The sequence below is a fragment of the Pseudomonas sp. ZL2 genome (assembly GCF_054788455.1).
On the sequence record NZ_JBGOGX010000003.1, the window covers coordinates 447312 to 454328 of the forward strand.

The 7017-nt window shown below is 61.8% G+C and carries 6 protein-coding genes; 2 read left to right on the forward strand and 4 right to left on the reverse strand.

All coding sequences use genetic code 11. From position 1 onward, the window contains the following. Positions 1–8 precede the first annotated feature (8 nt). From ABM562_RS05825 to ABM562_RS05840, 4 genes are all read right to left on the reverse strand, one after another. Entirely contained in the window at positions 9–1445 is a 1437-nt protein-coding gene (locus ABM562_RS05825) for an NAD(P)(+) transhydrogenase (Re/Si-specific) subunit beta (protein ID WP_115084419.1), read from the reverse strand. 2 nt (positions 1446–1447) lie between these two features. Further along, positions 1448–1780: an NAD(P) transhydrogenase subunit alpha part 2 gene (locus ABM562_RS05830; protein WP_115084418.1), complete on the reverse strand. Its 333-nt coding sequence runs from the start codon at positions 1778–1780 to the stop codon at positions 1448–1450. Between the two features lie 11 nt (positions 1781–1791). Beyond that, positions 1792–2913, reverse strand: a complete 1122-nt coding sequence (locus ABM562_RS05835; RefSeq protein WP_038997785.1) for a Re/Si-specific NAD(P)(+) transhydrogenase subunit alpha — start codon at positions 2911–2913, stop codon at positions 1792–1794. 406 nt (positions 2914–3319) lie between these two features. Then, on the reverse strand, positions 3320–4246 hold the full coding sequence (locus ABM562_RS05840; protein ID WP_115084991.1) for a LysR family transcriptional regulator: 927 nt from the start codon (positions 4244–4246) through the stop codon (positions 3320–3322). A 160-nt stretch (positions 4247–4406) separates the two neighbouring features. Between ABM562_RS05840 and ABM562_RS05845 the strand changes: the two genes are divergently transcribed. Then, entirely contained in the window at positions 4407–5588 is a 1182-nt protein-coding gene (locus tag ABM562_RS05845; RefSeq protein ID WP_010222582.1) for an acyl-CoA dehydrogenase, read from the forward strand. 13 nt (positions 5589–5601) lie between these two features. After that, positions 5602–6822 (forward strand): CaiB/BaiF CoA transferase family protein, encoded by a 1221-nt coding sequence (locus ABM562_RS05850; protein ID WP_115084417.1) that lies wholly within the window; start codon positions 5602–5604, stop codon positions 6820–6822. Positions 6823–7017 lie beyond the last annotated feature (195 nt).

Sequence of the window (7017 nt, forward strand, 5' to 3'; positions counted from 1 at the left end):
TGAACGGCTTATTCGACCGCTTTGACCATGTCTTCGATGACCTTCTTGGCGTCGCCGAAGACCATCATGGTCTTGTCCAGATAGAACAGTTCGTTATCCAGGCCGGCGTAGCCGCTGGCCATCGAGCGCTTGTTGACGATGATGGTCTTGGCCTTGAAGGCCTCGAGGATCGGCATGCCGGCAATCGGCGACTTCGGATCGTTCTTCGCTGCCGGGTTGACCACGTCGTTGGCGCCAAGTACCAGCACCACGTCGGCCTGGCCGAACTCGGAGTTGATGTCGTCCATCTCGAACACCTGGTCGTATGGCACTTCGGCTTCGGCCAGCAGTACGTTCATGTGCCCGGGCATGCGCCCCGCCACCGGGTGGATCGCGTACTTCACGGTCACGCCGTTGTGGGTCAGCTTCTCGGTCAGCTCTTTCAGTGCGTGCTGGGCACGGGCCACCGCCAGGCCGTAGCCGGGGACGATGATCACGGTGTCGGCGTTGCTGAGCAGGAAGGTCGCATCGTCGGCCGAACCGGATTTCACCGGGCGGGCTTCCTTGGCGCCCGCCGGGCCGGCCGCTTCTGCCGCGCCGCCGAAACCGCCGAGGATCACGTTGAAGAACGAGCGGTTCATCGCCTTGCACATGATGTACGAGAGGATCGCACCGGACGAACCGACCAGGGAGCCGGCAATGATCAGCATCGAGTTGTTCAGCGAGAAGCCGATACCTGCTGCCGCCCAGCCCGAGTAGCTGTTGAGCATCGACACCACCACCGGCATGTCGGCGCCACCAATCGGGATGATGATCAGCACGCCCATGATGAACGCCAGGATCAGCATCAGGGCAAAGGCGCTGTAGCTGCCGGTGAACGTGAACACCAGGCCCAGGCCGATGGTGGCAAGGCCGAGTACCAGGTTCAGTTTGTGCTGTCCGCTGAACTGTACCGGTGCGCCCTGGAACAGACGGAACTTGTACTTGCCCGAGAGCTTGCCGAAGGCAATGACGGAACCTGAGAAGGTGATCGCACCAATGGCGGCACCGAGGAACAGTTCCAGGCGGTTACCGCTAGGGATCGGGTCGCTGATACTGGCGACGATGCCCAGCGATTGCGGCTCGACCACTGCGGCAATGGCGATGAACACCGCGGCCAGACCGATCATGCTGTGCATGAAGGCGACCAGCTCGGGCATCTTGGTCATTTCAACGCGCTTGGCCATGATCGAACCGGCAGTACCGCCGACCAGCAGGCCGACAATGACGTAGCCGATACCATCGGTGGCCAGTTCAGCTCCGAGCTTATAGATGAGGCCGATGGTGGTGATCACCGCCAGGGCCATGCCGAGCATGCCGAACAGGTTGCCGCGCCGCGACGTGGTCGGGTGCGACAGACCCTTGAGCGCCTGGATGAAGCATACCGAGGCGACAAGGTAGAGAAGTGTTACCAGGTTCATGCTCATGTTTACTTCTGCCCCTCTTGCTTCGCTGCGCCCTTGCTTGGGGCTTTCTTCTTGAACATCTCCAGCATGCGCCGGGTGACGAGGAAACCGCCGAATACGTTGACCGCCGCCAGGGCCACCGCGAGGGTGCCCATGGTCTTGCCCAGCGGTGTGACGGTCAGCGCGGCGGCCAGCATGGCGCCGACGATGACGATGGCGGAGATGGCGTTGGTGACCGCCATCAACGGGGTGTGCAGTGCAGGGGTGACGTTCCAGACCACGTGGTAACCGACATAGATCGCCAGCACGAAGATGATCAGGTTATAGACGCCGTGAGAGATCAGCATGTCTTCCATTGTCTGGCTCCTTATCCGTTCTTGCGGATGACCTGGCCGTCGCGGCACATCAGGCACGCGGCGACGATGTCGTCTTCGAGGTTGATCGTCAGCGCGCCGTCCTTGTCGAACAGCAGCTTCATGAAGTCGAGCAGGTTGCGTGCGTACAGGGCCGAGGCATCGGCGCCGACCTGGGCTGGCAGGTTGGTTGGGCCGACGATGGTCACGCCCTGCTCCACCACCACCTGGTCGGCGACGGTCAGCGGGCAGTTGCCACCCTGGGCTGCGGCGAGGTCGATGACCACCGAGCCGGGTTTCATCTGCGCCACGGTTTCGGCGCTGAGCAAGGTGGGTGCCTTGCGGCCGGGGATCAGTGCGGTGGTAATGACGATGTCGGCCTGCTTGGCGCGCTCGTGCACCGCCAGCGCCTGGCGCTGCATCCAGCTGGCCGGCATGGGCCGGGCGTAACCGCCGACACCTTCGGCGCACTCGCGCTCTTCATCGGTCTCGTAAGGGACGTCGATGAACTTGGCACCCAGCGACTCGATCTGCTCCTTCACTGCCGGACGCACGTCCGAGGCTTCGATCACCGCACCCAGGCGCTTGGCCGTGGCGATGGCCTGCAGCCCGGCGACACCGGCGCCGAGGATCAGCACGCGCGCGGCCTTAACGGTACCGGCAGCGGTCATCAACATCGGCATGAAGCGCGGATAGTGGTGAGCCGCGAGCAACACCGCCTTGTAACCGGCAATGTTTGCCTGCGACGACAACACATCGAGGCTCTGGGCTCGCGAGGTGCGCGGCGCAGCTTCGAGGGCAAAGGCGGTAATGCCGCACTCGGCCATCTTGGCGATGGTTTCGTTATTGAACGGATTGAGCATGCCCACCAGGACAGTGCCGCTCTTGATCTGGGCCAGTTCGCTATCGTCAGGGGCTACAACCTTCAGAACCAGCTGAGCTCCAAACGCATCGGCAGCGCTGCCAATAGTGGCGCCTGCTGCTTCATAGGCACTGTCCGGAACGCTGGCGTTGATGCCGGCGCCGCTCTGGACGGTGACCTGATGCCCCTGGCCAATCAGTTTCTTGATGGTTTCCGGGGTTGCAGCAACCCGTGTTTCGCCCGTCTGCGTTTCGAGAGGAACACCAATGTGCACGTCATTTCTCCTGCGTGATCTTTTGTTGGTAAACCAGTGCACTGCGGATGGTGCGCTGGGGCGGCCGATCAGCACGATCCCGCCGAATTCAAGCGGGGCGCGGCATTTTGCAGGTGATTCCTGAATCGCTTCAACCAGTTTTGAAGGGTGACGGCAATCAAACTACAAGTCACCCTGTGACCGAATGTCGCAATAACAGGCCTGGAGCCCGCCAAGCGCGGGCTTCAGGGAGATTACGGTAAAATTTGAAAATTTTCCGCCGAATTTGCTGAATGCCTGGCTAAAAGCGCGATTTATGCTGTGAAGGCCGCATAAACAGCAGGGTTAAGGGCTTTTGTGAGGGCCTCTGAAACAGTTGGCCTAAATGCGACATTTCCTTATATCTGTAGGGTTTCAGTTTTGCTGACTACGGGGTCAAGTTATAGCTGTCGTCCTTATGCGCTGCGGCGTAGCGGCTCGCCTCTCCCACCAGCCAGTCGCGGAAAGCGCGCAGCGAAGCCGATTCCACCTTGCGCTCGGGGATCATCAGGTAATACGCCTTGATGCTCGACAGCGCGTGCGGGCTGGCCACCACCAGGCGCCCTTCTGCCAGTTCGCGCTGGATCAGGAAGGGCGGAATCAGCGCCACGCCCATCTCGTGCATGGCGGCCTGTGCCAACATCGAGAATAGCTCATAGCGCGGGCCGGTCATGTCGCGGGCGACATTCATCTCCAGGCTGTTGAACCACTGGCGCCAGGCATAGGGCCGGGTGGTCTGTTGCAGCAGCGGCAACTGGGCGATCTGCTCGCCCGTGAGCTGCTTGTTATTGCCAAGCAACGCCGGGCTGCACACCGGCACGGGGTTCTCGCCCATCAGCCGATGGGACTCGGTGCCCGACCAGTCGGCATCACCGAAGTAGATCGCCGCGTCGAAGCTGGTATCGGCAAACAGGAATGGCCGGGTGCGGTTGGTCAGGTTGACCGTGACCTCGGGGTGGCGCTGCTGAAAATCCTTCAGCCGTGGCAGCAGCCATTGGGTGCCGAATGTCGGTACCACCGCCAGTTCGATGACGTTGGCGCCCTGCTGGCCCATTACCGACAGGGTGTCGCGCTCCACTGCGTCCAGCTGGGTGGCGACCCGGCGGCTATAGGAAAGCCCGGCTTCGGTGAGCTTCACCCCGCGGCGGGAGCGGCGAAACAATTCGACATTGAGAAACTCCTCGAGCCCGGCGATTTGCCGACATACGGCGCCCTGGGTCAGGGATAGCTCCTGGGAAGCCTTGGTAAAGCTCTCGTGGCGGGCTGCAGCCTCGAAGCAGACCAGGGCCGCCGTACTGGGGATCTTGCGCCGCATGTACATCAACCTCACTAATATGGCGTAAAGATGGCCTTTAGGGCCATTACGAAGTGAGAAATTATCACAAGAGCATGCGCAATCCTCGTTTGTCTCGTCGCCTGAACGGGCCTAGGATCAAGGCACAACAACTCTGGTCCCATTTCTCGAGGATTCGCTCATGGCCGGTAAAGCAAGCTTCAACTGGATCGACCCGCTGTTGCTCGACCAACAGCTCACTGAAGAAGAGCGCATGGTGCGTGACAGCGCTTATCAGTTCGCCCAGGACAAGCTGGCCCCGCGCGTGCTGGAAGCGTTCCGTCACGAGCAGACCGACCCGGCGATCTTCCGCGAGATGGGCGAAGTCGGCCTGTTGGGCGCGACCATTCCCGAGCAGTACGGCGGCAGCGGCCTGAACTACGTGTGCTACGGCCTGATTGCCCGGGAAGTGGAGCGTATCGACTCCGGCTACCGTTCAATGATGAGCGTGCAGTCGTCGCTGGTCATGGTGCCGATCAACGAATTCGGTACCGAGGCACAAAAGCAGAAGTACCTGCCCAAGCTTGCCAGCGGCGAGTGGATCGGCTGTTTCGGCTTGACCGAACCCGACCACGGCTCCGATCCGGGTTCGATGATCACCCGCGCCAAGAAGGTCGACGGGGGCTATCGCCTGAGCGGCAGCAAGATGTGGATTACCAACAGCCCGATCGCCGACGTGTTCGTGGTCTGGGCCAAGGATGATGCCGGCGACATTCGTGGTTTCGTCCTGGAGAAAGGCTGGCAGGGCCTGAGCGCCCCGGCGATTCACGGCAAGGTCGGCCTGCGCGCCTCGATCACCGGCGAAATCGTCATGGACAACGTGTTTGTCCCCGAAGAGAACATCTTCCCGGATGTGCGCGGCCTCAAAGGTCCGTTCACCTGCCTGAACTCTGCGCGTTATGGCATTTCCTGGGGTGCCCTGGGCGCCGCCGAGGCCTGCTGGCACACCGCGCGCCAATACACCCTGGACCGCAAGCAGTTCGGTCGCCCGCTGGCAGCCAACCAGCTGATCCAGAAGAAGCTGGCCGACATGCAGACCGAAATCACCCTGGCCCTGCAAGGCTGCCTGCGCCTGGGCCGGATGAAGGACGAAGGTACCGCTGCGGTCGAAATCACTTCGATCATGAAGCGCAACTCCTGCGGCAAGGCCCTGGACATCGCCCGTATGGCTCGCGACATGCTGGGTGGCAACGGTATCTCGGACGAGTTCGGCGTTGCCCGTCACCTGGTCAACCTTGAGGTGGTCAACACCTATGAAGGTACCCATGACGTGCACGCGCTGATCCTTGGTCGCGCACAGACCGGCATCCAGTCCTTCTATTAATAAGGAGCCAGCAATGGGCGCACTATCTCATCTGCGGGTGCTGGATCTGTCGCGAGTGCTGGCCGGGCCCTGGTCCGGGCAGATACTCGCCGACCTCGGCGCCGAAGTGATCAAGGTCGAGCGCCCGGGCAGCGGCGATGATACGCGCGCCTGGGGGCCGCCCTTCCTTAAGGACGCCTACGGCGAGAACACCAGCGAGGCTGCCTATTACCTGGCGGCCAACCGCAACAAGCGTTCGCTGACCATCGACTTCACCCAGCCCGAGGGCCAGCGCCTGGTGCGCGAGCTGGCAGCGAAGTCGGATGTGCTGATCGAGAACTTCAAGGTTGGTGGCTTGGCTGCCTATGGGCTGGACTATGAAAGCCTGAAGGCGATCAACCCGCGCCTGGTGTATTGCTCGGTCACCGGCTTTGGTCAGACCGGGCCCTACGCCAAGCGCGCCGGCTATGACTTCATGATCCAGGGCCTGGGCGGGCTGATGAGCCTGACCGGCCGGCCGGAAGGTGAAGAAGGTGCGGGGCCGGTGAAAGTCGGTGTCGCGCTGACCGACATCCTCACCGGGCTGTACTCGACCGTGGCGATCCTGGCCGCCCTCGCCCATCGTGACCGCGATGGCGGCGGCCAGCACATCGATATGGCGCTGCTCGACGTGCAGGTTGCCTGCCTGGCCAACCAGGCCATGAACTACCTCACCACCGGCACGCCACCGCGGCGTCTGGGCAATGCTCATCCCAACATCGTGCCTTACCAGGATTTCCCTACTGCCGACGGCGACTTCATCCTCACCGTGGGCAACGACGGGCAGTTCCGCAAGTTCGCCGAAGTGGCTGGCCAGCCGCAATGGGCAGACGATCCGCGCTTTACTACTAATAAGCAGCGGGTTGCCAACCGTGCCGAGCTGATCCCGCTGATCCGCCAGGCCACGGTGTTCAAGACCACCGCTGAATGGGTCGCGCAGTTGGAACGGGCGGGTGTGCCGTGCGGGCCGATCAACGACCTGGCGCAGATGTTTGCCGATCCGCAGGTCAAGGCGCGGGGCCTGGCTATCGAGATGCCTCACCCGCTGGCCGGGCAGGTGCCGCAGGTGGCCAGCCCGATTCGTCTGTCCGAGACGCCGGTGGAGTATCGCCATGCACCGCCGTTGCTGGGGGAGCATACTGAGCAGATCCTCGGCGAAGTGCTTGGCTTGGCGGCATCGGAGATCGAGCGTCTGCGGGTGGCCAAGGTGGTCTAAAGCTTCAAGCTATAAGCTGCAAGCTACAAGTTGAGCGCGGTGCCTCTGCTTTTACTTGCAGCTTGAAGCTTGTGGCTTATAGCCAAAACGCCGCCGCTGAAACAAAGTTGAAATAAGTCCTTGACGCCCCTGTGGATCTGTCTATAATTCGCCCCACTTCCGGCGCAGTCGGAACTGAAAACTCCTTGAGTTTCA

Bases quoted from the DNA above. Each gene is read 5' to 3' on its own strand.
- ABM562_RS05825 (WP_115084419.1), bottom strand. From the start codon at position 1,445: ATGAGCATGAACCTGGTAACACTTCTCTACCTTGTCGCCTCGGTATGC.
- ABM562_RS05830 (WP_115084418.1), bottom strand. From the start codon at position 1,780: ATGGAAGACATGCTGATCTCTCACGGCGTCTATAACCTGATCATCTTC.
- ABM562_RS05840 (WP_115084991.1), bottom strand. From the start codon at position 4,246: ATGCGGCGCAAGATCCCCAGTACGGCGGCCCTGGTCTGCTTCGAGGCT.
- ABM562_RS05845 (WP_010222582.1), top strand. From the start codon at position 4,407: ATGGCCGGTAAAGCAAGCTTCAACTGGATCGACCCGCTGTTGCTCGAC.
- ABM562_RS05850 (WP_115084417.1), top strand. From the start codon at position 5,602: ATGGGCGCACTATCTCATCTGCGGGTGCTGGATCTGTCGCGAGTGCTG.